This is a genomic window from Mesotoga sp. H07.pep.5.3 (assembly GCF_002752615.1).
Lineage (GTDB): Bacteria > Thermotogota > Thermotogae > Petrotogales > Kosmotogaceae > Mesotoga > Mesotoga prima.
The window spans coordinates 730,049-755,566 of record NZ_AYTV01000012.1 but is presented as its reverse complement, the minus strand read 5'-3'; the positions used below and the strand labels follow the sequence as shown (position 1 = coordinate 755,566).

The following is a 25,518-nucleotide window of genomic DNA, read 5'->3' as shown; positions in this document are numbered from 1 at the left end:
CTTCATTTCTCCTTTTCGGTTTCAGCTTCTTTAATCGCTTTGCTGATGATTCCTTCATCCACCAGATAAGGAAGCGTTATCTGCTCGCTCCCCCTCTTTTGCCTGTTGAATTCAGATGCAACGGACAGGGCGTTTTCGTTTCTCGCCCAGGCTCTTCTGGCCACACCACTCATGACGTCCCAAGATATTGATGTTCTGATAATCCCATCCACTCTCTCGCTTCCATCCAGTACAAGACCAAAGCCACCGTTTATTGCCTTGCCTATTCCAACGCCTCCACCGTTGTGGAGCGAGACCATGCTCATGCCTCTTGCAGCATTGCCAGCGAAGCACTGGGTTGCCATGTCTGCCATAATATTGCTTCCATCTTTTATATTCGATGTCTCCCTGAAAGGCGAATCGGTACCGCCGGTGTCGTGATGATCTCTCCCAATCATTACCGGCCCTATCTCTCCACATCTCACCATCTCGTTGAATTTCAGAGCGATATCGCGTCTTCCGACAGCATCCTGATAAAGTATTCTCGCCTGCGTGCCAACTACAAGTCGGTTCTTATCGGCGTCCCTAATCCAGATGTAATTGTCCCTGTCCAGGCCTCGTCGATCTGGATCAATACAACTCATTGCTGCGGCATCGGTTTTCAACAAGTCCTCCTTTTTGCCGCTCAGGCATACCCATCTGAACGGTCCGTACCCGAAGTCGAAAAGCATCGGCCCCATTATATCTTCTACATAAGAGGGAAAAATGAATCCTTCCGAAGTATCCGTTCCATTCTTCGCAATTTCTTTTGCACCGGCATCGAAAACCGCTTTCATGAAGGAATTACCGTAGTCGAAGAAATAGGTTCCCTTGTCAACAAGCATTCTAATCAGACTGAAATGCCTGACGAGTGATTTATCTACCAGTTCTATAAATCTTTTCCTGTCACTTCTCAGTAGCTCGGTTCTCTCATCGAAAGTCAAACCCTGAGGACAGTAACCTCCATCATAGGGAGCATGACAGGACGTCTGATCCGACAACAACTCAATGTGAACATCATTGTCGACGGCATATTCCAGAAGATCCACTATGTTCCCGTGAAAGGCAATAGCTTGGCTTTCTCTTTTTTCCATCTTCTTGGCCGCGAGAGCGAATGCTTCAGAAGGATCTTCGATCACCTCGTCAACCCATCCCTGTTCGAGTCGCGTCTGGATTCTTGATCGGTCAACTTCGGCAATTATGCCGACACCGCCCGCTATCTTTACAGCCTTTCCCTGAGCTCCGCTCATTCCTCCCAGTCCCGATGAGACAAAGAGATGGCCAGCAAGATCGCCTTCGTCACCAATGCCGAGTTTCAGTCTTCCTGCATTGAGAATCGTGTTGAAGGTTCCATGGACAATTCCTTGAGGCCCTATGTACATCCAGCCACCCGCGGTCATCTGGCCATAATTAGCAACTCCAAGCGCCTGTGCCCTTATCCACTGTTCCTGATTATCAAACATTCCTACCATAAGGGCGTTCGTTATGATTACTCTTGGACTAGATTTGTTTGAACTGAATAATCCGAGCGGGTGTCCAGACATTACAACCAGAGTTTGATCATCAGTCAGTTCCTCAAGGTACCTTTTGATAAGCCTGTACTGCATCCAGTTCTGACAGACCTGTCCCGTCTCACCGTAAGTGACGAGTTCATAAGGGTAAAGAGCAACATCGAAGTCAAGATTGTTATCTATCATTACCTGAAATGCTTTACCTTCAATGCACTTCCCCTTATACATTTCGATAGGCCTGCCCTTTATTTCACCCCGAGGCCTATATCTATATCCGTAGATCCTGCCCATCGTTAGAAGTTCATCTAGGAATTCTGGGGCAAGTTTATCATGAAGCCTTACAGGTATGTAACGCAGTGCATTCACTAGAGCAAGCTCTATCTCCTTTTTAGAGAGATTTAGTTCTCTCTTCGGTGCTCTCCGGATTCCCGGCTTGAATTCTGGATCCGGTGGCAAAGTATCTTCCAGCTTGATTTCCATAGATTTGAAAATCTCTTCTGAAGAAAGCAAGACATTACCTCCTTTTATTCTGATGAGTCATTATTCCTGTAATCAAAAGACCAGCTGCTTTCGACTATGCTAGATCCCGAAAGCTCCCGCTATTGATTCTCTAAAGGGCTCCCAATGGGGCGGCAGAAAGGTGAACACTACGAAGGTGACATCAAGCAAGACCAACATTACAAGTAATGCCTGCAGTCTTCTCTGCAGCAATCCTGGATGAGATCTTGAGCGCCACTAGCTGCCCCAGCGCAACTGCCATTACCATGAGAAGTACATCAAGAATGAGACCGTGGTGAATGACAAGAAAATAGGAATACAAACCTCCATGAATTGTTACGCACATACCTAGATTCCAACTGCCTTTCCAAAGAGAAAAGAAGCGGTTGGCACCTCTCTGCAAAACAGCGGTTCTAGAAAAAGGTGTATCAGTCCCGGCGTAAAAACCATTTTCAAGTGCTTCCAGACAGTTCCATTTACTGGTGTAAAAATACCTGCTATAGTATTGTCCCCGCTCCAGTCATAGGCCATGTGAAGCAAGGTACCGACAATAAATACGAAAGAGAAGCCTACTACTTCACAACTAAGAAAACTGGTCTTTCTCACCGACATCTCCACACACTACCAAATATATCCTTCCGTGAACTTCGATTTGACGATTCTCAATTTTCTGGGAATGTCGATTTCGTACGGGCACCGTTCATTACATACACCGCAATCATAGCAACTATCTACGCCGGGAGACATGGTACTGTACTCTGAAAGACCCTGCTCTTCACTTCCAAACCAGTGAGCCAGTCTGTCCCTCAAGGCATAATCTGCAGCATCCCTTACTTTTCCGTCGAGCATCTGCCTGTCATAGCGACCTTCTGCGAGAAAGAATCCGGGAATATTTATCCCTTGTGGACATGGGAGACACTTCATGCACTGCCTGCAAACATAGTTACCGAGTTCAGGAGCGGTTAGAAGCAATTCGTCAAGTTCTTCAGAAGAAAATGGTTCCTTCTCAATGAGGCGAAGATCTTCTTCAAGCTGCTCAATAGAATTTATCCCACTTACGATACACGAGACGGGAACTGTCAAAGTATACCTGAAAGCGTTTTCAGTGCTCTTCCATAAATAGCCGTCGGCAAGTGGTTTCATCGCAACTATCCCTATGTTGTTAGAGACTGCAAAGGGTATCACCTTTGTTTCTATCTCAGGGAAATTGAATCTGTCATAGTAGTTCATCTGTGTCATGAAGAGATCGAAAGGATATTCCTTGAGCGCTCTCAAGAGTGTTCCACCATAACCATGACTGGTTATTCCCACGTAACTAATAAGTCCTTCCCTCTTGGCCCATTCTATAGTCCTCAGTGCACCATCTGAGGAGGATATCTCTTCCCAGTCGCTATTCTTTGTAACGGCGTGGAGAAAGAGTATGTCTATGTGCTCTCTCCCAAGAGCTTTCAAGGTGGCCAAAAGATCTCTTTCGGAAGACTTTCTGTCTCTTCCTCCAGTCTTTGAAGCAACTATTATTCCTTCTTTAGGTAGAACTAGAGAGAGTTTTCTCTCGGATACTCCATCACCGTAAGACCTTGCGGTCTCAAAATAATTCCCGCCCGCTTCGAGGTATCTTTCGACGATCTCCTTCACAGTCTCAAGCTCTATCTCGAGAAGATGAAACCCTCCCAAGCCCAGAAGAGATACCTCAAGATCAGTCTTCCCAAGTCTGCGATATTCCATATCTTCACCCCCCGGTGAGAATCTTGCTAGGTAGTATGCGGGATGTAAACTTTCTCTTTTAACTTCGAAAGAAACGCATTGTAAAATCAATAACTGCCGAAATTCCTGCAAAGCGCTTTCCGCATTTGAATTCAATAGATGAACAAAGTTCAGTAGCCTTAAGTCATATAAATCGTGAAAAGCTTCTTCTACTACCACCCTGCCCGGACATCTTCCGGGCTTTTTGTTTTCTCGACAATCCCAATAGAGTGCTAGTTCCATTTGACACTCAGAAATCTATTGAAAGTATTATCCCTATTCTTCGATTTGCACGGCTACTCTTTACCCATTCAACGATTTTCCCTACAGGAGCGTAACCCGGGGAAAGCTCAGAGAACCGTTTTGTAAGCCTCTCTTCATTTGTAAGCCTGTACATGCTTTGTAGAAAGTCAAAGACTTTTCCATACCTTGTCTCTATTCTTTCCAGCGCATCCAAAACTCTTTTTCCTCCAGTCACTCCGATCTCTTTAGAAATCCCTCTGCAGTATCCTTATTTTGTCATCGTGAACTTCAGCTGCCGTTATCACTTCATTTCACTGATTACTCCTATGCCTTGAGGACCGAGATGAGTCCCGATAATTGCTTCGATAACTCTCAGTTCTACTTCAGCTCCGGGAGCTTTCTCGCGAAGCATCCTTTCTAAAGTTTTGCCGTCTTCCTTCCTCCATATAGTCAGAACCCTAGCTCTACGCAATCTCTCAGGTGGAATTTCACTGAGCACATGGCTCACAAGAACATCCAGAAGCTTCTTGTTTCCTCTAACATTTTCCACGGGTTTGAGCTCACCTTCGTCAACAATAATCACGGGTTTCATCTTGAGAAGATTTCCCATTAGTGCCTTCGCCTTTCCAATTCTTCCGCCCTTCTGAAGGTAGCTCAAGTCATCTGTCGAACAAAACGTTCTAGTCTTTTCGTGAAAATTCGTTCCGTATTCCACTAGTTCATCAAGGTTGGCACCAGAGTTTATCATGTCGCCAAGGTTCTTCACCAGCATTCCCGTCCCATCGGCGATAAGCTGTGAGTCTATGACATGGATGGGCTTCTCAAAGGCTTTGGCGGCAATGTTGGCAGAAACATTGGTTCCGCTCAGCTTTCCAGACAGCACCGGCACAATCAGCGCATCGTATGTCTCCAAGGCTTCCTTGAAGACAGGAATGAAATCTTGAGGTGAAGGCTGAGACGTCCTGGGCAATTCCGCAGCCGCGGCGAGTTCTTCGTAGTATTCATCGAGATTAAGCTCTGTAGCTTTAGTATAGTTACCGTTTCGGTTTATGTACAGAGAAACGATTCGTACATCGTATTCCTTTATCTCTTCGGCAGTCAGATTACATGTATTGTCAGTTACCAAACCTATTTTCATTCTACCCACCCCCTTCATTAAACTATTCTACAATTATTGCCATTAGATACAAAATCCAGTGGAAATCGAGATGTCGCAAAGGATATTCTTGCGTTACATTGATGATGCTATCCCCAATGGTAGGGAATAATGATAATGTAGAAAGGGTTGCCAAAGCAGTTTGAACGAGAGGAGCTAAAACAATTATGGCTTTTGAGATCAGGGGAGTAGTTGAAGGCTTTTATGGCAAACCGTGGACAATGGATATGAGAAGAGAAGTTATTCAGTATCTTGGAGATCACGGTTTCAACACGTATATCTATGCTCCAAAGGACGATGAGCTACACAGAAAGCGCTGGCGTGAGCAATATGACGAAAACTTCTTCAAAGAGTTCTCTATACTGGTTCAAGAAGCGGAATCCCGTGGAATATCGATAGTATTTGCGGTGAGTCCCGGGTTGAATATAACGTATTCCAGCAATTCAGATGTAAATACCATGGTAGAAAAGCTAATGAGGTTGGCAGATGCGGGTGTCCGTTCCTTTGGACTTTTTTATGATGATATTCCGGAAACCTTAATTTATGAAAAAGATCGGAACACTTTCTCTTCCCTCTCATCGGCACAGGCATATTTCACAAATTCAGTTTTCAAAAGCATTAACGAGAAGCTCAAGACTCTTTCCCGGTTTATGATCTGTCCCACTCAGTACTGCGGTCGCGAAGCAACCGAGTATATGAAGACACTTGGAAGAGAACTTGACAGGAGTATCTCAATCCTCTGGACCGGGCCCGACGTTTGCTCTAATGTTCTCAGTCCAGATAACGCAGAGTTGGCCGAGAATGCCTTCCAAAGGAAGATCCTGTTGTGGGATAATTATCCTGTCAACGATGCTTCTATGGTACCAGAGCTTCATGTAGGTCCTTATGAAGGCAGAGACCCGAACATTGTCAATCACGCGGAGGGTATAGTTTTAAACCCCATGATTCAACCTTTAGCTTCGAAAATCGCAATTTTCTCGGCATCAGAATTCCTTCTAGACCCTTATCACTATGATTCTGACTCATCCTGGAGGAGAGCAATCTCCGAGATTGCACCGGGTTGTGAAGAAGAGATGATCCATTTCTGTGAATACAATCTTCGAAGTACCATACACACTACCCACTCCGAGAGACTTACAGGACTCACAAGTAACTTGAGCAAACTCTTATCGAAAAACAGATGGCCTGAGGTCTATGAAATCCTTTTGGGCGAAGCAACAAAGATCTCAGAATCGGAAAAAGCGCTAAACGAAAGGCTACCCGCTGATCTGATCCGTGAGATCGAACCCTGGATATTTGAGTTCTCTCTTTGGGGAGACGCTCTGACGAAAACAACTGGGATTTTGGCGATGAGAGATCTAATGTTTTCAAGCTCCGTGAGCTATGAGGAACTTTCGGAAACTACTAAACTATGCAGAGAAATCGAAATATCCCTTTGCAAACTGGTAAAGACCGAAACGCTTACGAGTGGTATTCTCTTCAGAGAAATCGTTCAAGAGATTCTCGTCAGAACAAAGGGCTATCTCAAACTCATAATCGATTAGTGTTACAGACCAGGTAACTGTTTTGGGAATTGCAGTTGCCATGCGATAGTTAGATCGAATTGAAAGGAGCTGAAAGAAATGAATCTGCTAAGAAGAGACGACCTGACGCCGAAGTGCCCATATTGCGAGGGAGAGCTCACAGAGCTTTACTACAAAACAAAGGGACCAGGCTTTTAGTTCAGCAAAAATGTGGTATATTTCTGCCCCGTTTGTAAGAAAGTTCTCGGCGTCTGAAGAAGCAATATCGGCTAGGGAGCTCCCGAAGCTCTTGTTAATGTCAAAGAAAGCTTGAACCTTCAGCGCCATATAGCATCAATCTTTTTTTGTTACAAAGGCTGCTGTTTTGGTGGAGTTCCTAAGAGCATTACTTACGATTACGCAATGAAGCTCGTTCGGAATGCTACTCCTCTCTTCCATCGTTCAGTGAAGCGATGCCGAATAGTTTAGTATGCGAATTGTATAGAAGTAATTACCGACCAGATTATTTGTACTAGTTGGAATTGTTTTGTAACATGTTGTATAATATTTCCATCGTATTCGGAGGGAGACTTTAAAGTTGAAGTCTAATCTGGAAGACGCTTATTCAGTCGTAACCGTGAGGGATTTTGGAAAGGCCTGGAGAAGGCGCACCGCAAGAATTCAACTGAAGAAATCAGTTGTAAGCGAAGCCGAGCTCCAGAAAATTACCCGCAAACTGTGGGAGACCTCCGGTCAGGACGTTGACGAAATGATAACGGTTTTTTATCTTCCTGGAATGGACACCAGCTCAGTGGCCTACGGTTTTGGTTCATGCATGAAGGATGGTATTGCCAGGGTAAGCTATCGATAAACTCACTTTATGTCTTTCTTATAAACAATCTTCCCCGCCTTGTATTCTTCATACCTCGCAAAGATGAAGAGAAGATCAGAGAGCCTGTTAATGTACTTAAGCAGCGTGGTATCGATTGTTTCTACTCTAGAAAGCGCAACGATGCGTCTTTCAGCCCTTCTGGCGACTGTTCTGCAAATGTCTATCTTTGAAGAACCTATAGTGCTTCCAGGAATAACAAATCCGTCAAGTTTGACCACCGACTCGAACTCGTGCACAAGTTCAGTGATCGCAACAATATCGTTTTCGACTATCGGTTCGACGTATTGCATGTCTCTCGACGCAAGTTGACCGGCTAGTTTAAAGAGAAATCGCTGGATAGACACGATGTGGCGGCCGATTTCCTCCGACACGAAATGCTTGGCTTCACCAAGAAAAGAGCTCAATTCATCCACTGTCCCGTATGCTTCAACACGTAAGCTGTCTTTGTTCACTCTCTCCCCGCTCCAAAGACTCGTTTCACCTTTATCTCCTGTGCCAGTAGTAATGCTCAAATCACACCCTCCCATCTGTCTAATGAGCCATAAATCCGGTTAATAAAGCTTACGGATTCTAAAGATTCAGCGCTCATGTTTCCATGAATAAGGATAATCATTATTTCCAGTAATTTGCTTCAAAAGTCTCTGATATTCTCTCTTCACTTTTTTTGGAGCATTAGCTTTCAGTCTCCAGCTTGTTCCCGCGACTTTCAAATAACTCTCATCGATCTCTATCCAGCTGTCAAACCATTTTGGCTTTTTTACTTCCAAAATGCACCTCCGAAAGCGAGACATTGAGAACGTAAACAAATCTCTAATTCGAATTACGAGAACTACGTTTCGAGAATTCAAGTCTTCTAGACAACTCCAGACAAAAGCCCTAACAGCATAACCAACAACCTGACATCATACTAACATATCGTTTTCTTCTTCGAGTAGAAAATTGCATGCTCTATTTCATCTGTTTTCTACCCGAGATGTTCTTGCGTTTATTGTCCTCCCGGCAACATATCCGGTTGAAAAGGCTGCTTGAAGGTTGTAACCTCCCGTCTCTCCATCAAAATCGAGAACTTCACCTGCAAAAAAGAGGTTGTTCACAATTCTAGATTCCATTGTCTTTGGATTGACCTCAGACAACGAAACTCCTCCTCTTGTTACCATAGCATTAGTGAAGTCTCCGACCCGTTCTATTTCGAAGTCAAGCTCGCATAATCCAGTAACCAACGATTTTCTTTCATCCTTTCTGACTTCGGAGCATATTCTTTCACCAACTCCGGCAAGATCAATGATCTTCGACAGCAATCTTTCAGGTAGACCATACTCGTCCAAGACATTCTTCACGAGTTTCTTTCCTTCTTTTGAAAGGAGGGAGATGAGATTGGCTTCAAGTTTCTCGCGTAACTGACCGCTCAAGTTCAATCTGATTATGTCACCAGGCGAGGCTTCTCTTGAGAGATGTAAGATAACAGGTCCAGAAAACCCGTCATGAGTAAACAGCAGATCTTCAACCCGGGTCGTAACCTTCTTCAAATTTCTCCATAAAGATACTTCAACATTTCTGAGGGAGATTCCCGACAGATCACCGAAACCAAAATTCCTAATTGTGACTGAAGTCAACGCCGGCCGCTGCTCTGATAGACTGTGTCCAAGTTTCTTAGCAAGAGCAAATCCGTCACCAGTTGACCCAGTTTCCGGATAACTCTTTCCTCCCGTAGCAATAAGAAGATAATCTGCATTAATCGAATCTGATTCCGTCTTTACCAAGAACCCGCCAGAGGGGAATTGAATAACGTCCTTGGCTCTGCAGTTATAGACTATTTTTATTCCCTGCCTGTCACATTCCTTGAGCAGCACTTCAAGTGCATCTCTCGCAGAATAGGTAACTGGGAAGACTTTCCCGTCTTCTCTTGTGTGAAGCCTGAGTCCACGATGCTCAAAGAAATCCATCAGCTTTTGAGAATCAAAAGCCATCAATGAAGGCTTAAGAAATCGTCCAGCACCAAAGTATCTTTTCAGCATAAGAGATGGCGATTCCGCATTTGTCAAGTTACACTGTCCGCCTCCAGAAATCAACAGTTTTTTTCCGGCGGAACTCGTCTTTTCAATGATCGTCACATTTCTTCCTTCTGTTGTGCAATTTATCGCTGCAAAGATGCCGGCTGGTCCGGCTCCAAGTATCACCACTTCTCTCATGATAATTCCTCCGCACACTTAGAAAACCTATGGAAAACATATGAACACAACAGAGCATAGTTCTTTTTGGCTATACTCTCTTGAAGAACAAAGAGATTCTTGACATCATCGCTTTCATTTCGCTCTTTGCACTAACCAAGAACAGGCATAAGAAAAGTCCGTTGCCTACAAGAAGCCAAATCCAAGTACTTACGTTGTTCCTGAGAAACAGAACAATCAGGTACATTGCAACTGACGACCCGAGAAGTCTCACTATCCGTTTCAAAGGCATGAATCTCAGGCCTTCCCTTGCAATCAGCAGAACATATATCAACGTAGCATTCAAAACCACTAATGAAGTACTAGCCGCGATTCCAGCATGACCAAACGGTTCTAGCATAAGCCAGTCGAAGAGTGCGTTCAAGAAAATCGAGAAGACCGCCACTAATGTGATGGACTTCAGTTTCTTTCTTGCCGTGAAATAACTGGAGCATGTATGCGCTATAGGTGATAGAACTATTAGTGCGCCGTAACCGATAAGTGCCATGCTAACGAGATTAGTTGAACCGGCATCGAATTCCCCACGTTGATAAATCACTCTCACAAGAGGTTCGGCCATCATAATAATCCACGCTGTAAGCGGCAAGGAAATATTCAGAGAAGTTGTAACGGTCTTTCTCAGGCGCTCTTCAACTCTCTTTCTTTCACCTGATACTATAAGTTCCGATAGCTCTGTATATGCCGTCATCTGAAAGGCAGAAATCGTAAAGGTAATCAGTCCGAGAAGTGTATGCGCGTACTGTAAAGAGGCAACCCGACCGGGTGGAAGAAGAGATACGAAGGCTTTGTCAACCATGTTGTTTATCACTCCAAGACTTCCCGAAAAGATCAGCGGAAGACTGAGATAAAGCGTCTCGACAATTGACGTTCCCTTGCCGACCCTTAGGGTAAAAAGATCTCTCGATTGTATGAGATATACCAGTACGGTGATCGCATTACCCAGCAACCAAGCCAGTATATACGATGCTTCAGAAAGAAAGGGAGAAGTCAATAGTATTACGGGAATTGCAATCACGTTGAAGAAGAGCTGTGACAAACCGTATTGCACAAACCTTCTATTTGACTTAAGAACTGCCCCCAATATGCTTTCAAGTCCGCCTATAAGAGGATATATCGATAAGTATCTTAGCTTCCTTGAAGCATATGCTACTATCTCGCTCGAAAAACCAGGAGCAAAGAGCCGAATCACAAGATCGGGAATCAATAGAAAGACTATCCCCATTGATAAAAAAACCAGCGAACCGGAGATAAGGACCGCGCCTGCATATCTTTTTGATCTCTCAGTGTCTTCATTCCTTATGGAATGGTAGACGGGGACAAAGATTGCGGCAAGTGCACCCGCGATTATACCTGAAAGCGTGGTCGCCGGAGTCATGGCAACGAAAACGGCATCCAGATTTGCTGAAGTACCGAATAGTCCGGCAACCAGCATCTCCCTGAAGAAACCCATCCCCTTCGATATGATCGAAAAGGTAAGAATCGCTATAGTGCCCGCTGCAACAGATGTTGATCTAGGTAGTCTCTTCATCGCGCCTCCTGTTCTTCACAGTATAATTTACCACACCTTTGATCTCCCATTCGCTCTCTTAATGGTAAACTAAAGAATAAAGATGCTTAGCCGCATTTCGTTTACCGTATTGATTATTTTCATCATCCTGAGTATTTCGGGATGTACCGGTCTGATCCGGTTTGAAACAGAACACTCACACCTCGAGCTTATCCCAGGTGAGAATTGTTTTGAGCTAACAAGAGGTGTCAAGATTTCTTTCAGCAACGTCCAGAAAGAGGTCTCAATTCCCTATGAAATAGAGCGCATATCGGAGAGAACCTTGCTAGTTCTCTTTCGTGAAGGAACCGCAAGCGCTCCAGGACCGATCTTTCATCTCTCTCACGAAGCTCTCGGAATTGAAGCAGATCAGGTCTTGATAGTACAGCCAATCCTGAATCAAACCTCTTATGTACCGACCGAAGAGAGATACGAAGCGCAATTCATTAAGGATTCTCTTTCGACTGTAGTAAGGTTCACCAAACTACCTTATTGCCTTCTTATATCTAGGGCAGATGCACTCTACACGGCCCAACATCTTCCCGGCAAGTTCCTACTTGAAGGAGATCTCCTATACCATATAGGGCCTAACTGGATCCCATCTCACTCTGCCGTATATCTTGGAGTTGATTATGAAACGGCTATGACCGACGAGAAACTTGGCTTCAACAATGAGGTGACCTTCGGAGAATCTTATCCCTTTCTTAGTCATGGGTACAATTTGGTGGAGGAGGGGGTTTTTATCTTTCCAAATGATATTGAAAATCACTCTTATGTCAACCTTTTCAACTACGATACTTATGAGTCTCGTTGGCTAAGATACTGGGCAACGAGTTTTTCTGGAGCCAGAAGGTTCCCGGGAGAAATTTCACCGCAAGACCGAAGGAAGATTTCGAGGTTCATGTACGAGACTGCAGAGAAAGGAGCTCTGTGGTCGGTTGGTTTTGCCTGGTCGGGATTTTGGGATCTTCCCTTCACCGACAGAGATCTTTATTCGTGCGTCGGTGTAGTTGAAAAGGCATATGAAAGTGCCGGAAGAAACATCGTTCCCTTCTGGGAAGATATGTTTTATCTAAACTCCTTTGAGCAATTCTCGAGAACCATTCCCGTACCAGAAATCACCTCCATGGTTGGTGACAAGGTAGAATTCAGGATCAACTCTTTAGTTGCAGAGTGGACATATGTAGGCTTTGACAAGTGGTCTTTCGGTGACCATGCGTGGATCTGGAAGTCAGAAAGTACTGTTGAGCTCCTATCTCCACAGGGATCGCTCGAAGTAAAAAACGACCACTGCATCTTTACGTGGACACCGATCGAGACTGGAGATTATCCGATCATCTTCAGGTTTTTCGGTGAGTTTGAAGGAAAGGAGGTAGAGAAGTATCACACCCTGACAGTTCACGTTACGGGGAAGGATTCCTAGATAACGCAGTGCAAGCACCAGGGGCCACCATAGACTTCTTACATTGTGCTATTAGGTGCAGACAGTTGGCGGGGATGAGACTCGCAAAGAATCACCAGTCTTTCGCAGATTCGGCTTCGGGGCCTTCCCAACCAAATACAGAAAGGTCGATCGTATCGCTTTCGTCGAAATGAACACCCTCTCTCTCAAGGATAGCCTTCTGCAGTGTGTACCCGTTAGGATCCCTAATGCTTATTCTCCCTCTTGAGTTGATAACTCTCTGCCACGGGATTGTCTCGTCTGAAATACCCGCCATGGCGTAGCCGACCATTCTAGCAGAGCACTTGCCCACGAGGGAAGCAATTTGGCCATAGGTCGCCACTCTTCCAACAGGAATCATCCTGACCATTTTGTATATTTTCTTATAGGCCGACAGATCCTCTTCAACCATCTAACTCACCAGTATCATTCTACTACATTAACTCCTAATCCACATCTTAACGCCATCTCCCATTAAGCGGTTTTACTTCGTGATATAATTCGATTTAAATGCCTGAGACCCGTAAGGAGGTAGTTTAGATGAAGGAATTGAGCACCAGGTACAATCCTTCTGATCTTGAAGAAAAGTGGTATTCCTGCTGGAAAGAAGGCGGTTTTTTCGAACCGAAGGGATCGGGTGAGCCGTTCACAATAATGATTCCTCCGCCAAACATCACTGCCCCTCTTCATATGGGGCATGCACTCAATCTGGTTATTCAAGACATAATAATTCGATTCAAGAGAATGAAAGGATACAGGGCGCTGTGGGTTCCCGGCGAAGATCATGCAGGCATTGCAACTCAAAATGCCGTCGAAAAGGATCTGGCGAAAAAAGGAACAAACCGCAAAGAACTCGGACGCGAGAGATTTCTTGAGACTACCTGGAATTGGGCAAAGGAATATAGGCAGAGAATCCGCGAACAGATAGAAGCCATGGGCTGCTCAGTTGACTGGTCTAGAGAGAGGTTCACTATGGACGAAGGCCTGAGTGAAGCCGTAAGGAAGGCTTTTGTAATGCTATACAAGGAAGGGCTGATTTATCGGGGGAAGTATATTGTAAATTGGTGTCCGAGGTGTTCAACGGTCCTCTCCGATGAGGAAGTTGAACATGAAGACGAAAAAGGCGCCTTCTACCACATAAAATACCCAATAAAAGACAGCGATGAGTACGTAATTATAGCAACTACAAGACCTGAGACTATGCTCGCAGATACCGCTGTGGCCGTTTACCCTTCAGATGATAGGTACGAAGGCTTAGTCGGAAAAACAGTAATACTACCTCTAATGAACAGGGAGATTCCCATTATTCAGGATAGATATGTCGATCCGTCGTTTGGGACCGGTGCACTAAAAGTTACCCCAGCACACGATCCAAATGATTTTCAGATTGGATTGAGGCATGGACTTGAAGTAATCGAAGTCCTCGACAAAGATGCAAGAATCAATGAAAATGGCGGTAAGTACAAGGGTCTTGACAGATATGAAGCAAGAAAACAGATAGTTAAAGACCTTGAAGAGCAGGGATTCTTGATCAAGGTGGAACCCATGGTCCACGCCGTCGGCAGATGTTATAGATGCGAGACCGTAGTAGAACCCTGTCTTTCCGACCAGTGGTACGTAAAAGTTGGACCGCTTGCAGAGAAAGCCATAGAAGCCGTGGAAGAGGGTAGTGTAACCTTCTTTCCGGAAACCTGGAAAAAAGTGTACTTGAACTGGATGAACGAGATTCGTGACTGGTGCATTTCTCGTCAATTGTGGTGGGGCCACAGAGTTCCCGTCTGGTATTGTGATGATTGTAATGAAGTAATCGTTGAAGAGCAAGATCCGTCGGTCTGTCCAAAATGTGGTTCAAAGAATATCAGACAGGACGAAGACGTTCTCGATACCTGGTTCTCTTCTCAGCTCTGGCCATTCACTACCCTAGGTTGGCCGGAAAAAACTGAAGATTTGGAGAGCTTTTATCCCACAAGTGTTCTTGTAACCGCGTTTGACATAATATTTTTCTGGGTTGCCCGGATGATAATGGCCGGATATCACTTCATGGGAGAAAAACCCTTCAATCATGTCTACATAACACGCTTAATAAGAGACAAGAATGGCAGAAAAATGTCGAAGTCGCTGGGTAACGGTATAGATCCACTTGACGTTATCAGAGAGCACGGGACAGACGCAATGCGATTCACACTTGCGATTCTGGCTGCTCAAAATCACGACATAAAACTGGACGTTAGGTTTTTCGACATTTACAAGAAATTCGCAAACAAGATTTGGAACGCTGCAAGGTTTGCATTGCTTAATATGGAAGGTTTTGAAAAGGTTAATCTCGATGAGGAAGAGCTCGCCATTGAGGACCGCTGGATTCTGTCAAGACTGGCGAAGTCTGTAAAAGCGGTTGAAGAATCGATTGATGGCTATGATTTTCCCAGTGCTTCAAAAATGATCTACTCGTTTTTCTGGAATGAATTCTGTGACTGGTATATAGAGAGTACTAAGCCAAGATTGAACAGAGAAGGCAGGAGTAGAATCGTTGCTCAGAATGTTCTGGTCAGAACTCTTGACGCTTCTCTAAGAATGCTCCACCCCTTCATGCCTTACATTACTGAAGAGCTCTGGCAGAACCTTCCCGGTTCCGATGGATTGTTGATAACTGCTCGGTGGCCAGAGTTTGATGAATCAAGCTTTGACAATCCTTCCGAAGTGGAGTACTCGAGAATCATGGACATGGTTAGGGGAGTAAGAAACATCAAGGCAGAGATGAACATACCCCCCTCTTCGAAAACCGCTGTCTACTACATCGGTGAAGTCCTGAATCAGGAAGTCGTTGAACTTGTTTCACATCTTTCCAATTCAAACGAAATAGATAGAAGGGCAGAAAAGACCTCCGGAAGCGTCTCGGCCTGGGGAGATGCAGAGAACACGTTGTATGTAGTCCTGGGAGAGATCGATACCGATGCTGAGATCGAGAGGTTAACGGGAAAGTTAGAGAAGGAAAGGGTCGATCTTGCCCGAACTTTGTCGAAGCTCGAAAACGGTGACTTCATTCGAAATGCACCCGAAGAGGTGATTACTGAAAACAGAGAAAGGCTCGCGACAAGCAAGGATAATATTCGCAGAATTGAGAAAATAATAGAAGATCTCAAATGAAAACATACTCGGAAGCAATTCAGTATCTTTACAACTCAAGGCCCTATGGAAAGATCAAGTATGGCCTGTTCAGGATCAGAGAACTGCTTGAACGGCTTGGCAATCCTCAGAAGTTGTATCCGATCATTCATATTACAGGTACAAATGGCAAGGGAAGTGTTGCGGCAATCACGAGGTCAATAATGTCTTCTCATGGGCTGAAGACGGGGCTGAACATTTCTCCGCACATTACAACTTTCAGGGAGAGGATTCAAGTCGATGGCGAGTACATATCGGAAGGTGATGTCTGTAGAATCCTGAAGAACATAGAACCGGCTCTAGAAAAGATGGACAGAAAAGGCGAAGAATACGCGCCGAGTTTTTTCGAAGTGGTAACGGCAATTGCATTTCAGTACTTCAAGGAAGAGAGTTGCGATGTAGTCGTTCTCGAAGTCGGCCTTGGTGGAAGATTTGATGCTAGCAACGTAATTGATTCTTCTCTCGTATCTGTTGTTACAAGCGTAGGTTTGGACCATACGGGAATTCTTGGGGATACTGAAGAAAAAATTGCTATCGAGAAATCAGGCATTATCAAGCTCGAATGTCCAGTCGTTTCAGGTATAACAAGACCCGCAATAAGAAGAGTTGTTTCTGAAAAGGCAAGAAGCATGAATTCACCATACTTCTTCTACAAAAGGGATTTCGACGCGACTGGAAGAGAGTATGCGCTAAATCGCAATATATTTGACTACACTGGAAGTAATAACTTTGAAAACCTACAGATCAATCTAAATGGTGAACATCAGACTGTAAACGCAGCTTTGGCAATCAAGACGTCAGAGATTGCAATGGGAGAGATTCGAAGCGGTTTGAATGAAGAGAAACTGCGGATGGCGCTGAAATCTGTCTCATGGCCGGGAAGATTTGAAGTCTTTTCTCAAGATTCCAAGTCAGTTATACTTGACGGCGCGCATAACCCCGATGCAGCCAGAGTTCTCAGGAGGACTGTCGAGAAGTACTTTCCAGGTGAAAGGCTTACGCTTCTCTTCGGAAGTCTAGACGACAAAGACTACGAAACCAATATCAAAGTGCTTTCAGAAATTGCCGACAGTGTTGTTGTGTGCAGGGTTCCAAACCATCGAAGTATACATCCCGAGAAGGTCGCCGATGTCTGGCGCAAGTATTGTTCATCTGTTCAATTCGTGGAAGAACATGAGATTGCCATGAACAAGGCGCTTGAAATCTCCGATTCGCTTCTTGTTTGCGGGTCTCTATATCTAGTAAGCGAGATAAGAAATCTCTTAACTGGAGTGAGTGAGCATGCTGGAAGGTATTGAGGGTCGCGTAAGAGAAATAAGAGAGACCGAAATTGTCATACAGGTCGGAGGTCTGTTTTTTAAAGTTAACTGCACACCGAACACAATCAGCAAGCTTCCGGTCGAAAAGGACGTTTATCTTCTTACGTTCATGGCCTACTCACAGGATAGGCCGCCTGAGCTGTATGGCTTCTACGATCAAGAAGAGAAAGAGTTGTTCAATATACTGTTGAGGGCAAGCAAGATAGGACCTAAGTCCGCCATGAAGATTCTCTCTTCGGCCTCTCCTTCAAGGATTAAGCATATTATTTCCACCAAGAATGCGGCAGAGCTGTCTTCCCTTCCCGGCATTGGAAAGAAAACTGCGGAAAGAATGATCGTTGAGCTCGCCTCGTTGGTAGACACTTCTGGAATTACAGACGAACAAACCATTCCGGGTGTTGAGAGGTCGCACGGTGAAGAAGCTGTTGCGGCACTTACATCCCTTGGTTTCGACGAAAACCAGTCGAGGAAAGTAGTTATAGAGATTCTGAAGGCTGAAAGGGAAATCGATACTCACGATCTTATAAAGAAAGCACTGAAGGAGATCCGTAAGTAGTCGAGCATTTACATGCTTCTTGAAAACACAAATTTGCCCCTTGCCAATCAAACTGAAAGACTGCAACAGCAAAAGAGAAAAGAATGATCGAAGATATCCCTCCGGAGATTTGCTTATATTTTTCTTGTTGCCCACACAATCCAAAACCATTTCTACCGGATGATTCGCCAGCAGTTTTTTGAACGGGGGACCTTTTGTTGACAGGCAAGAAGTCATCGCATCATTGAAGCAATGGGTTTTGATGGTGTAAAATTGTTTGCCGGTAAGATTGAAAGGAGTTGATCTTTTGCTCTTCGAAATGGATTCCTCGTACAGTCCGCAAGGCGATCAGCCGCAAGCAATCGAAAAGCTTATTGACGGACTCAAGAGTGGGGATAGGTTTCAGACTCTTCTAGGTGTTACTGGTTCTGGGAAGACTTTTACAATGGCGAACGTTATAAGCACTCTCCAGAGACCTGCAATAGTCATTTCACCCAATAAGACCCTCGTGGCTCAGTTGTACAGAGAATTCAAGACCTTCTTTCCCAAGAACAAAGTCGAGCTTTTCATAAGTTATTACGATTATTATATGCCTGAGTCTTATATACCTTCAAAGGACCTATTCATAGAAAAAGAGGCAGAGATCAATGAGACACTGGAGAGAATGAGAATTTCGGCTTTGAAGTCCGTTTTGACCAGAAACGATACGGTTGTACTTGCGAGCGTCTCCGCGATATATGCCAGCGGCGATCCCAAGGATTTTGCAACAATGAATATTTTCCTCGAACGCGGGAAGAGTATCAATCGCAAGGAGCTTGCGCTCAAGCTGGCTAACATTCAGTATAATCGTTCCGAAGATGTATCGGCAGGTGGAGTTTTTCATGTGAAGGGAGAGATTTTTGAAATCTTCCCCCCATACGAAGACTTTGGGATTAGGCTGTACTTCTTTGATGACGAAATAGAACGGATTGTGTCCTTCGATCCTATCAACAGAAAGACGATTGAAGAGCTAGACATGGTAACGGTTTACCCTGCTAAAGAATTCGTCACAACTCAGGATAAGATTCTTGGTGCTATGCGGAACATTGAGAATGAGCTTGAAGAAAGGGTAAAGCAGCTAGAACGGGAAGGAAAGTACCTGGAGGCGCAAAGACTTAGACAGCGAACTACTTACGACATGGAAATGCTTTCCAGTGTCGGTTACTGCTCAGGAATAGAGAATTACTCTAGATTCTTCGATGGGAGAATGCCTGGAGAGAAACCATATACATTGCTTGATTACTTTGACAGAGAAAAGTTTATTACGTTTATCGATGAGTCTCACATTGGGGTTCCACAACTGGGAGCGATGTACAGAGGAGATTATTCCAGGAAGAAAAACCTTGTGGATTACGGATTCAGACTGCCTGCGGCATTTGACAATCGCCCGCTGAAATTCGAAGAATTTCTAAGCACGGTCGGCCAGATTGTCTTCGTCTCTGCAACCCCGGGAAATTTCGAAGCTGAGCATTCGACTAGAATTATAGATCAGGTTATAAGGCCTACCGGTCTTGTAGATCCCGAGGTTATTGTTCATCCAACCGAAAGCCAGGTAGATGACTTCATTGAAAGGATGCGAGAAGTAAAGAAGAGAAATGAAAGAGCATTGGTAACTGTTCTTACAAAGAAGGCTGCAGAAATGCTTTCCGACTACTTGAATGAAGTGGGGATCAGATCGGAGTATCTACACTCTGAACTCGACGCAATCGAGAGAGTGGAAGTACTGAGAAAACTCAGGGATGGAACCGTGGAAGTTGTCGTTGGCGTAAACCTCCTCAGAGAAGGTCTTGACCTACCAGAAGTTTCACTTGTAGCAATAATGGATGCCGACAAGGAGGGTTTCCTTCGTTCTGAGACAACACTGATCCAGACAATCGGTAGAGCCGCGAGGAATGTCAACGGTCAGGTTATCCTTTATGCCGACACCATGACCGGTTCAATGAAAAGAGCAATTGATGAGACAAACAGGAGAAGGCTGAAACAACTGATATTTAACAAAGAACACAATATAACACCCGAGAGCATCGTTAAACCTCTGTATAGAAACATCTTCGAGGAGTTTGCTGGCGAGAATCTTGACAAAGAGAGGGAAGATAAGGCAAGAGCCACTTATCTTGAAGGAGTGATGGCGTTGAAAGAGTCTCTAGACTATGAGGATTACATCGCCTTACTCAACGAAGAGATGATAAGAGCTGCCGGAGAGTTGAGGTTTGAAGACGCTGCAATCCTGCGAGATGAAATGTACAGCCTCAAGAAGAGCAAACAGAATATCTAATCTTTCTGCCTTTAGCTGTGCGTATCTCTCTTTCTTCGTTCTGCTCTTAACTCAGGTACAAGCATCCCGATTGCCACAGTTCAATGGTGACAACCCATAAGTCGCAGCTGAACAGATTCAGTTTTATAATTGTCGCATCTCCTGCAAATGTAGCGGTGAGTTCTTGATAATCTCATATCGCACAAAGGAAGTGGTGCAGACTCACCTTGACGATTTGGGGAATTTCGGGCATCTCATTTGACTCATGTTTCTGAATCAGGAATCTCTTTCACACAGGCAACGCCTGGAAAATCAGCCAACATTTAGTTGTCACTCTACTGAGTCACTTCCAATTTACTCCCTTCAAAACCGTATGGATTCAACTGTAAGCTTGCGGGCTTCTGTTTTATAAAGCGGTTATTCATCTGCAAAGCTCTTTCATCTCGCAAATCTTGAAGGACAAACTTCAACGTACTTCTCCCAGATCGAGAAATGAATTCAGTGTCATAATTCCTTTGAAGCTAAAGACTTTGGAAGGGTATCGCTTAAACCTAGACTAAAAAACGACTTAAGGAGTTTTGGAAGGCTTCAGATGAAAATCAATCTACTTCAGTTCCATTGTAAGCTGTCATGACCTTTCGAATATCACCGGAGATAAGCTCCTTTGCAGCGGAGACAGCTAAGCCGATTACCTTGCTGACTTTCTGGTATTCATCACCACTAAATTTACCGAGAACATAATCTACCATATCTCCGTTCTCTGGAAGGGGTCCCACACCGATTCTGATTCGGGGGAAGCTCTGAGTTCCTATCTCCGAAATCACTGATTTCAGACCATTGTGCCCGCCATCTGAACCGCTTTCTCTTATCCTCATCCTACCAAGAGGTATCCATACATCATCATACACTAGAACCAGCGTATCTTTCTTTTCGAAATTGAGGTCTTTCATGAGAAGTCTTACGGCCACTCCGCTCAAATTCATGAAAGTAAGTGGCTTTGCAATATAGACTTTCCCTTCTCCCTCAAGAAGATGTGCTTCATACAGTCTCTTTTGCACTGTCTTCCTTAGGCCAAGCTTAGCCATCTGATCTATGAAGAGAAAGCCCACGTTATGTCTTGTTAGCGCATAACGTGGGCCAGGATTTCCCAGTCCAACGAAGAGAAACACTCTTACTCCTCTTCTTCCTCTTCCTTCTTACCCTTGTTTATTACCTCGGGCTCAACACCTTCTTCAATCTCTTCGGCTTCTTCCTCTTCGACTTCCTTTGCCGCTCTCGGAAGGGCTATGAGCATGATCGCGTCTTCATCGTCAAGCAAAGGTTTTATTCCTTCGGGAATCTCAAGATCTCCAACTCGCAGAACATGGCCTACATCAAAGGAACTTACATCAACAATGATCTCTTCCACAATATCCTTTGGGAGAACCGAAACGGGTAGTTCATTGATGATATGATCAACTATTCCACCTTTTTCAACGCCTATCGGGGTACCCTTCAATCTTATCGGAATTCGGAGTTCCATCTTGTGACCGCTGGAAGGAACGTAGAAGTCTAGATGAATGACCGAGTCGGTTACTTTATCTCTCTGAACACCCTTGAGAAAGGTATGATATTCCTTTCCATCGATAGAAATAACCACCGAGGTAGTCTCGGCAATCCTGTTCATGATTCTCAAGATCTCTACCCTATCCAGACTAACAGGAACTGTCTCCAGTTCAGGACCATAAACTACCGCGGGAATCTTCCCTTGGTTCAGCAGGCTCCTTGCTTTCATTTCACCGTTGCGAAGTTCAGCAACGAGATTTATTTCGTGCATTTGTTTCCCTCCTCTATCTGAACAAAATACTCACCGAAAGATTTTTTCTTACACGAGTCAATGCCTCCGCCAGAAGCGGCGCGATGGATAACATCATTATGTTGTCGGGAAGGTCATCATGGTAAATCGTGTCTGTTATGAAGACCTTCTCAATCGTTGACTCGGCAATGATCTTTTTAGCATCACCGGAAAAAACTCCATGAGTCGCACACGCAAATATCTTATCGGCGCCGTTGGATTTTAGCATCTTCGCCGCTTCGACTAGTGAACGACCGGTGTCAATTATATCATCAAAGATTATTGCTGTCTTTCCCTCAACATCGCCGATTATGTGAACCATTTCCGCAACGTTGTCTTTGGGTCTCCTCTTGTCCAAAATTGCCAGCGGTACACCCAGCTTTGCAGCAAATTTGCTTGCGCGTTTTACTCCACCAATGTCCGGTGAAATCACCGCCATCTCATTTCGATCAAAGGCACTCTGACTGAAGAACTTCAGAAATGCAGGAAAAGACCAGAGGTTGTCTACGGGAATATCGAAGAACCCCTGTATCTGTTCTGCATGCAAATCGATAGTTATTAAACGGCTTGCTCCTGAAGTCGTGAGAAGATTTGCCACAAGTTTAGCAGTTATAGGATCCCGACCTCTAGCCTTTCTATCTTGTCTCGCATATCCATAGTAGGGGATTACGGCCGAAATAGAATGAGCGGAAGCTCTCCTGAAGGCATCTATCATTATTAGGAGCTCCATCAGATTCTCGTTCGCAGGACTGCATGTGGATTGAATTATGTATACATCATGGCCCCTTACAGTCTCATCGATTTTCAGATTGATCTCTCCGTCCGCAAATCTCTTTGTCCTGCAGTCTCCGAGTCTGATTCCCAAGTAATTTGAGATTTTCTCTGCCAGCGGTAGACTCGCAGAGCCAGCGAATACTTTCATCTCGTTAGTCTGATACGGCATCAGCTGTTCTCCTCCTGCTCTCTATTTTTTGAATACTTCCCCTCTTTGACGACTTGCCTCGCTCTACCGAATGCGAGTGAGTCGGGCGGAACATCCTCGGTTATCGCTGAACCGGCAGCAGTCACAGAGTTTTTTCCAATTCTTACCGGGGCGACAAGCGAAGTATTGCTGCCAATAAATGCCCCATCTCCGATCTCCGTCCTGTGTTTCCTCTTCCCATCATAATTACACGTTATCGTTCCGGCACCGATATTTACACCCTCACCTACATCAGTATCACCAAGATATGTAAGATGCTGTGCTTTTGATCCCCTGCCAAGAATCGTCTTCTTCAGCTCCACAAAGTTGCCAACATGTGCTTCATTCATTACTACAGCTCCGGGTCTTAACCTAGAAAGAGGCCCGACTCTTGCGCCAGAATGAACCTCTGCATTCGATACTTCAGAACGCAATATCTCAACATCGTCTCCGATAACTGAGCTATCAATTCTTGTTAACGGCCCAATAGAACAGCAGTTTCCGATTCGCGTCTTTCCTGAAAGAAAAACCATGGGTTCAATAACAGTGTCAGCACCGATCTCAACTTCTGGGCCAATGTAACAGGTGTCAGGATCGACTATCGTGACCCCGTTTCTCATATGTTCTTCATTGATTCTCTTCTGAGCAATCTTATTTATCTGGGCCAGCTGAATTCTGTCATTAACACCAAGAACTTCCTGAGCATCTTCAACAACTATAGTATCCGCTTTACCGGCAAGCGAAATCGTATCCGTGAGATAGTACTCGTTCTGATCGTTATTGTTGGACAAACTCTTGATTGCTGAACTCAGAAAACTCCCCTTAAAAGCATATATAGCGGAATTTACTTCATTAATCATTCTTGTTTCCGAATCGGCATCCCTGTGTTCCACTATTTTTATCTTTTTGCCGTCTTTAACGACTCTTCCATATCCCGTCGGATCGGCAGGCTTCATAGTAAGAAAGACAACATCGAAATCCCCTTCAATCCTTCTTGAAACAAGCTTTTTCAATGTCGATGGTAGGACAAGCGGCTCATCTCCAGCAATGACAATGATGTCTTCATCGTCGAGATAATCGAGCGCCGTCATTACGGCGTGCCCCGTGCCGAGTTGAGGGGTCTGCCTAACAGAAATGATATCCTTGTCAAGAACGGCTTCAACCATAGCAGCCTCGAAACCGGTGACCACAACGATTTTGTCTGAACCGGCCTGTCTGAGCGCTGAAATGACCCAGTTTACCATTGGCCGATCAAGAATCTTGTGAACCACTTTCGGGAATCTTGATTTCATTCTCTTTCCCTGGCCAGCGGCCAGCACTATTCCAGTCATCCAGTACAACCTCCCCGACAGGTTTTTTTCATTTCGTTCACGGCATTATTATATAGCACTCGAGCTGAAAAAGGCAGAGTACAGACACAAACACAACACTGATCCTTTTGCAGTTATTCAAATAGTGAAGAGACTTCCTTAAGTTGTTCAATTATAGGAATGTTCTGGGGGCAAAGCTCTTCACACCGTCCACACTCGACACAAAGTGAAGCTCTGTTCTCTTTCTTGACAGATCTCAAGTAAGCTTTTTTATGATCCTCTATGCTGTCAAACATGTACGCATCATTGAAGAAATCAAAACAAGTTGGGATCGCTACTCCAGTGGGACAAGGCATGCAGTAGCTGCAACCCGTACAGCTCACTTTTATCCTCTTTTTGTACTCCTCCCTGACTTTATCAACAATAGTCAGTTCAGAAGAGCTCATGGAATACGGACTTGCCTCTCTTGCTGTCTCAATGTTTTCCCTTACCTGGTCCATAGTCGACATCCCGCTCAGAACAACACCTACATCCGGGTCGTTCCACACCCATCTCAACGCCCAGGCGGCCGGCGTCCGATCGATTCCCGAGGAGTTCCAAATCGAAAGAATGTCATCTCTTACATTCGTGGCAAGCTTTCCACCCCGAAGAGGTTCCATAACAGCTACTCCGATTCCCTTACCGGCAGCGTATTTCAAACCCTCTAGACCGGCCTGGTGCTCCGTATCTACGAAATTGTACTGAATCTGGCAGAACTCCCAGCCGTAAGAATCGATGATTTCCTTAAAGACATCAAGAGTATCATGAAAGGAAAACCCTATGTGTCTGATCCTTCCACTGGCAAGAGCAGAATCCATGAACTCGAATATGTCGTGTTCCTTGAGATTCTTCCAGTATCTTCTGTTCAACGCGTGGATTAGATAGAAATCAATTACATCTGTTCTCAATCTCCTGAGTTGCTCATTCAAATAGTAGTCCATATCTTCTCTACTCTTGATAAGCCAGCTGGGCAACTTAGTAGCAAGATTTACCTTATCTCTGTAACCATCTTGAAGAGCACTGCCTACAAAGGGTTCACTTTGTCCGTTGTGATATCCCCACGCAGTATCGACATAGTCAACACCGTTATCTATAGCAAATCTCAACATTCTTGTGGCTTCATCCACGTCTATTGATTGATCGTCACGCGTGGGAAGTCTCATACAACCAAAACCCAAGGCAGATACCTTTTCTCCAGTCTTTCCCATTTCTCTCCGAATCATAACAATACCTCCGAAAGCAAGATGAAGATGATGGTAAGCACATTCTATTCTACAATATCTGCAT

Annotated in this window: 23 protein-coding genes; 7 read left to right on the top strand and 16 right to left on the bottom strand. The window is 44.6% G+C overall.

All coding sequences use genetic code 11. From position 1 onward, the window contains the following. Nucleotides 1–2: 2 nt before the first annotated feature. The 6 genes from V513_RS07380 to V513_RS07360 all read right to left on the bottom strand — a co-directional run bounded on the left by V513_RS07380 (nt 3) and on the right by V513_RS07360 (nt 5,151). The gene (locus V513_RS07380) at nt 3–2,009 is read right to left on the bottom strand and encodes a urocanate hydratase (RefSeq protein WP_373561611.1); all 2,007 of its coding nucleotides are present in this window, start codon (nt 2,007–2,009) and stop codon (nt 3–5) included. Nucleotides 2,010–2,190: 181 nt separating this feature from the next. Continuing rightward, a complete protein-coding gene (locus V513_RS14180; protein WP_257211989.1) occupies nt 2,191–2,349 on the bottom strand; it encodes a hypothetical protein in 159 nt (52 codons plus the stop codon). 26 nt (nt 2,350–2,375) lie between these two features. Next, on the bottom strand, nt 2,376–2,633 hold the full coding sequence (locus V513_RS14175; RefSeq protein ID WP_257211988.1) for a DUF6512 family protein: 258 nt from the start codon (nt 2,631–2,633) through the stop codon (nt 2,376–2,378). 15 nt (nt 2,634–2,648) lie between these two features. Beyond that, nucleotides 2,649–3,752, bottom strand: a complete 1,104-nt coding sequence (locus V513_RS07370) for an aldo/keto reductase (protein WP_099772190.1) — start codon at nt 3,750–3,752, stop codon at nt 2,649–2,651. A gap of 268 nt (nt 3,753–4,020) precedes the next feature. Continuing rightward, nucleotides 4,021–4,248, bottom strand: a complete 228-nt coding sequence (locus V513_RS07365; protein ID WP_257211987.1) for a hypothetical protein — start codon at nt 4,246–4,248, stop codon at nt 4,021–4,023. A 66-nt stretch (nt 4,249–4,314) separates the two neighbouring features. Further along, nucleotides 4,315–5,151, bottom strand: a complete 837-nt coding sequence (locus tag V513_RS07360) for a DegV family protein (RefSeq protein WP_099772188.1) — start codon at nt 5,149–5,151, stop codon at nt 4,315–4,317. A gap of 185 nt (nt 5,152–5,336) precedes the next feature. Between V513_RS07360 and V513_RS07355 the strand changes: the two genes are divergently transcribed. After that, nucleotides 5,337–6,713, top strand: a complete 1,377-nt coding sequence (locus tag V513_RS07355) for a protein O-GlcNAcase (protein WP_099772187.1) — start codon at nt 5,337–5,339, stop codon at nt 6,711–6,713. A gap of 556 nt (nt 6,714–7,269) precedes the next feature. Next, nucleotides 7,270–7,542, top strand: coding sequence for a hypothetical protein (locus V513_RS07345; RefSeq protein ID WP_039883013.1), 273 nt, complete (start codon nt 7,270–7,272; stop codon nt 7,540–7,542). Between the two features lie 2 nt (nt 7,543–7,544). Here V513_RS07345 and V513_RS07340 read toward each other — a convergent pair whose 3' ends face one another. The 4 genes from V513_RS07340 to murJ all read right to left on the bottom strand — a co-directional run bounded on the left by V513_RS07340 (nt 7,545) and on the right by murJ (nt 11,319). Then, nucleotides 7,545–8,075 (bottom strand): cob(I)yrinic acid a,c-diamide adenosyltransferase, encoded by a 531-nt coding sequence (locus V513_RS07340; protein ID WP_099772186.1) that lies wholly within the window; start codon nt 8,073–8,075, stop codon nt 7,545–7,547. A gap of 66 nt (nt 8,076–8,141) precedes the next feature. After that, nucleotides 8,142–8,330 carry a hypothetical protein gene (locus V513_RS07335; RefSeq protein WP_014730711.1) on the bottom strand — a complete coding sequence of 63 codons (189 nt, stop codon included), beginning with the start codon at nt 8,328–8,330 and terminating at the stop codon, nt 8,142–8,144. 186 nt (nt 8,331–8,516) lie between these two features. Further along, on the bottom strand, nt 8,517–9,752 hold the full coding sequence (locus V513_RS07330) for an NAD(P)/FAD-dependent oxidoreductase (RefSeq protein ID WP_099772185.1): 1,236 nt from the start codon (nt 9,750–9,752) through the stop codon (nt 8,517–8,519). Between the two features lie 70 nt (nt 9,753–9,822). Continuing rightward, nucleotides 9,823–11,319 (bottom strand): murein biosynthesis integral membrane protein MurJ, encoded by a 1,497-nt coding sequence (gene murJ, locus V513_RS07325; protein ID WP_099772184.1) that lies wholly within the window; start codon nt 11,317–11,319, stop codon nt 9,823–9,825. Between the two features lie 301 nt (nt 11,320–11,620). On the opposite strand from murJ, the gene V513_RS07320 reads away from it, so the two are divergent. Continuing rightward, on the top strand, nt 11,621–12,760 hold the full coding sequence (locus V513_RS07320) for a hypothetical protein (protein ID WP_257211986.1): 1,140 nt from the start codon (nt 11,621–11,623) through the stop codon (nt 12,758–12,760). A gap of 91 nt (nt 12,761–12,851) precedes the next feature. Here V513_RS07320 and V513_RS07315 read toward each other — a convergent pair whose 3' ends face one another. Continuing rightward, entirely contained in the window at nt 12,852–13,190 is a 339-nt protein-coding gene (locus V513_RS07315; RefSeq protein WP_099772182.1) for an MGMT family protein, read from the bottom strand. A 128-nt stretch (nt 13,191–13,318) separates the two neighbouring features. Here V513_RS07315 and V513_RS07310 point away from each other — a divergent pair, with 128 nt between their 5' ends. The 4 genes from V513_RS07310 (at nt 13,319) to uvrB (ending at nt 20,108) form a co-directional block, all read left to right on the top strand. After that, on the top strand, nt 13,319–15,922 hold the full coding sequence (locus V513_RS07310; protein WP_099772181.1) for a valine--tRNA ligase: 2,604 nt from the start codon (nt 13,319–13,321) through the stop codon (nt 15,920–15,922). Beyond that, entirely contained in the window at nt 15,919–17,238 is a 1,320-nt protein-coding gene (locus V513_RS07305; protein ID WP_099772180.1) for a bifunctional folylpolyglutamate synthase/dihydrofolate synthase, read from the top strand. Before V513_RS07310 ends, V513_RS07305 begins: the two co-directional genes overlap by 4 nt. Further along, nucleotides 17,222–17,815 carry a Holliday junction branch migration protein RuvA gene (ruvA, locus tag V513_RS07300; protein WP_099772179.1) on the top strand — a complete coding sequence of 198 codons (594 nt, stop codon included), beginning with the start codon at nt 17,222–17,224 and terminating at the stop codon, nt 17,813–17,815. Before V513_RS07305 ends, ruvA begins: the two co-directional genes overlap by 17 nt. A gap of 298 nt (nt 17,816–18,113) precedes the next feature. Next, a complete protein-coding gene (gene uvrB, locus V513_RS07295; protein WP_180274850.1) occupies nt 18,114–20,108 on the top strand; it encodes an excinuclease ABC subunit UvrB in 1,995 nt (664 codons plus the stop codon). A gap of 578 nt (nt 20,109–20,686) precedes the next feature. On the opposite strand, the gene pth is transcribed toward uvrB, so the two are convergent. From pth to V513_RS07270, 5 genes are all read right to left on the bottom strand, one after another. Continuing rightward, the gene (gene pth, locus V513_RS07290; RefSeq protein ID WP_099772177.1) at nt 20,687–21,256 is read right to left on the bottom strand and encodes an aminoacyl-tRNA hydrolase; all 570 of its coding nucleotides are present in this window, start codon (nt 21,254–21,256) and stop codon (nt 20,687–20,689) included. 2 nt (nt 21,257–21,258) lie between these two features. Then, nucleotides 21,259–21,903, bottom strand: a complete 645-nt coding sequence (locus tag V513_RS07285) for a 50S ribosomal protein L25 (protein ID WP_099772176.1) — start codon at nt 21,901–21,903, stop codon at nt 21,259–21,261. 13 nt (nt 21,904–21,916) lie between these two features. Further along, nucleotides 21,917–22,864 carry a ribose-phosphate diphosphokinase gene (locus V513_RS07280; protein ID WP_099772175.1) on the bottom strand — a complete coding sequence of 316 codons (948 nt, stop codon included), beginning with the start codon at nt 22,862–22,864 and terminating at the stop codon, nt 21,917–21,919. Continuing rightward, nucleotides 22,864–24,213: a bifunctional UDP-N-acetylglucosamine diphosphorylase/glucosamine-1-phosphate N-acetyltransferase GlmU gene (glmU, locus tag V513_RS07275; protein ID WP_099772174.1), complete on the bottom strand. Its 1,350-nt coding sequence runs from the start codon at nt 24,211–24,213 to the stop codon at nt 22,864–22,866. The genes V513_RS07280 and glmU overlap by 1 nt, the downstream gene beginning before the upstream one ends. 113 nt (nt 24,214–24,326) lie before the next feature. Next, complete coding sequence (locus V513_RS07270; protein WP_099772173.1) at nt 24,327–25,454, bottom strand: aldo/keto reductase; 1,128 nt, start codon at nt 25,452–25,454, stop codon at nt 24,327–24,329. Nucleotides 25,455–25,518 lie beyond the last annotated feature (64 nt).

Coding starts and splice junctions, on each gene's coding strand:
- uvrB (WP_180274850.1), top strand. CDS start 18,114: ATGGATTCCTCGTACAGTCCGCAAGGCGATCAGCCGCAAGCAATCGAA.
- murJ (WP_099772184.1), bottom strand. CDS start 11,319: ATGAAGAGACTACCTAGATCAACATCTGTTGCAGCGGGCACTATAGCG.
- V513_RS07280 (WP_099772175.1), bottom strand. CDS start 22,864: ATGCCGTATCAGACTAACGAGATGAAAGTATTCGCTGGCTCTGCGAGT.
- V513_RS07270 (WP_099772173.1), bottom strand. CDS start 25,454: ATGATTCGGAGAGAAATGGGAAAGACTGGAGAAAAGGTATCTGCCTTG.
- glmU (WP_099772174.1), bottom strand. CDS start 24,213: ATGACTGGAATAGTGCTGGCCGCTGGCCAGGGAAAGAGAATGAAATCA.
- V513_RS07330 (WP_099772185.1), bottom strand. CDS start 9,752: ATGAGAGAAGTGGTGATACTTGGAGCCGGACCAGCCGGCATCTTTGCA.
- V513_RS07355 (WP_099772187.1), top strand. CDS start 5,337: ATGGCTTTTGAGATCAGGGGAGTAGTTGAAGGCTTTTATGGCAAACCG.
- V513_RS07360 (WP_099772188.1), bottom strand. CDS start 5,151: ATGAAAATAGGTTTGGTAACTGACAATACATGTAATCTGACTGCCGAA.
- V513_RS07380 (WP_373561611.1), bottom strand. CDS start 2,009: ATGGAAATCAAGCTGGAAGATACTTTGCCACCGGATCCAGAATTCAAG.
- V513_RS07370 (WP_099772190.1), bottom strand. CDS start 3,752: ATGGAATATCGCAGACTTGGGAAGACTGATCTTGAGGTATCTCTTCTG.
- V513_RS07310 (WP_099772181.1), top strand. CDS start 13,319: ATGAAGGAATTGAGCACCAGGTACAATCCTTCTGATCTTGAAGAAAAG.
- V513_RS07285 (WP_099772176.1), bottom strand. CDS start 21,903: ATGCACGAAATAAATCTCGTTGCTGAACTTCGCAACGGTGAAATGAAA.
- V513_RS07305 (WP_099772180.1), top strand. CDS start 15,919: ATGAAAACATACTCGGAAGCAATTCAGTATCTTTACAACTCAAGGCCC.
- ruvA (WP_099772179.1), top strand. CDS start 17,222: ATGCTGGAAGGTATTGAGGGTCGCGTAAGAGAAATAAGAGAGACCGAA.
- V513_RS07315 (WP_099772182.1), bottom strand. CDS start 13,190: ATGGTTGAAGAGGATCTGTCGGCCTATAAGAAAATATACAAAATGGTC.